At 31.2% G+C, this 1,373-nt stretch carries 1 protein-coding gene; it reads left to right on the forward strand.

The window, feature by feature from the left end:
• Nucleotides 1-238: 238 nt before the first annotated feature.
• The gene (locus tag KVT34_RS29455; RefSeq protein ID WP_217563210.1) at nt 239-1,282 is read left to right on the forward strand and encodes a hypothetical protein; all 1,044 of its coding nucleotides are present in this window, start codon (nt 239-241) and stop codon (nt 1,280-1,282) included.
• Nucleotides 1,283-1,373: the final 91 nt, after the last annotated feature.

Genomic DNA, 1,373 nt, shown 5'->3' on the forward strand with positions numbered 1-1,373 from the left:
GGTTTAAAAAACGAATCAAGCAAATAGGAGACACAATACAGAAAGCGAGGGAGGAACATGACGTCTGAGGAAATAAGAAATTTACAAATCGATGTTCCAAATTTTTTGTGACAAGTCTGTTATTACATGCTTATGTATAGTGTGGGCCTATTTAGGATATCAATAAGGTCTTTAAATATAGTGTTATAATAATGTTGGTGCTCTAAAGTTTGAATTTATTTGAAAAGGAGAATTTTACATGGACTTATTTAATTTAGAAGTTGTAGAAAGTGCATTGCATGAGAATTTTAAGAATATAAAAGGTGACGCTGATTTAAGAAAAGTAATCAATAATTGGTGTATAGGTTTCGAAGATCGTGATAATAAATTTGTAAAAGAATTTCAAACAACCTTTAATTCATCATTTTGGGAAATATATTTACACGCTTCTTTTAAAAATTTAGGTTTTATAACTGATTATTCTCATGATGCACCAGATTTTTATTTGAAATCTAGAAAAACAAAAAAAGAATTTTTAGTTGAAGCAGTTGCAACAAAGAATCCTGATAATGGAACTCCCGAACATGAAAGAATTGAAGAATTGAATCGTTTATATAAGAGTGGTAAATCTCATGAGGAAATACACAGTGAGATTATTCATTTGGCAACAGAAAGAATAGCTAATAGTATAAGCACGAAATGCCGTAAGTACGAAGAACGGTATTCAAAGATGGAGCATGTAAAAGAGAAGCCATTTATATTAGCAATTGGTAGTTTTGAGCAACCACTATTTTATTTACAAGGAACGGGAGCTATACAAAGAGTTCTGTATGGTTTAACAAAGGCTGAATATAGAGGTGATATGCCATATTGGGAGTTCTCAGACCATATTACTAAAAAAAGTACAGGTGGTAAAATCCCAATCGGATTATTTAATGATGATAAGTACAGCTTTATAAGTGGTGTGATTTTTAATCCAATAGCTACATCAGGTAAAATGCGAGCATTATCAACAAACAAAAGTAAAGATATTATAGTAAACACGTATAAATATAATGATTACGATACAGTGGGGACTATAAATTCTGAACCGCATGCGAAATATCGGGAGTCATTATTAGATGGAACAAGTCTTTTCTTAAACCCATATGCGGATTATCCAATTGATACTAAAGAATTTGATAATCCTGATATAGCTATTTACCATCATAAAAATTCTGCAAAAATAAAGCATAACTTTTTGTATTCTCGAACAGTAATTGATATTAAAACCAATACATCGGATATTCAAGAGATGTTATAAGGATATTTAGAACTAAGAATAGTTTCTCCTAACTGGAAAGTGGTTATGAGACAACAGCAGTGTGGCACGTGTTTCGAGATTCGGAGATTCA

Origin of the sequence: Paenibacillus sp. GbtcB18 (assembly GCF_019091125.1) — a bacterium.
In the GTDB taxonomy this organism is placed as follows: domain Bacteria; phylum Bacillota; class Bacilli; order Paenibacillales; family NBRC-103111; genus Paenibacillus_F; species Paenibacillus_F chitinolyticus.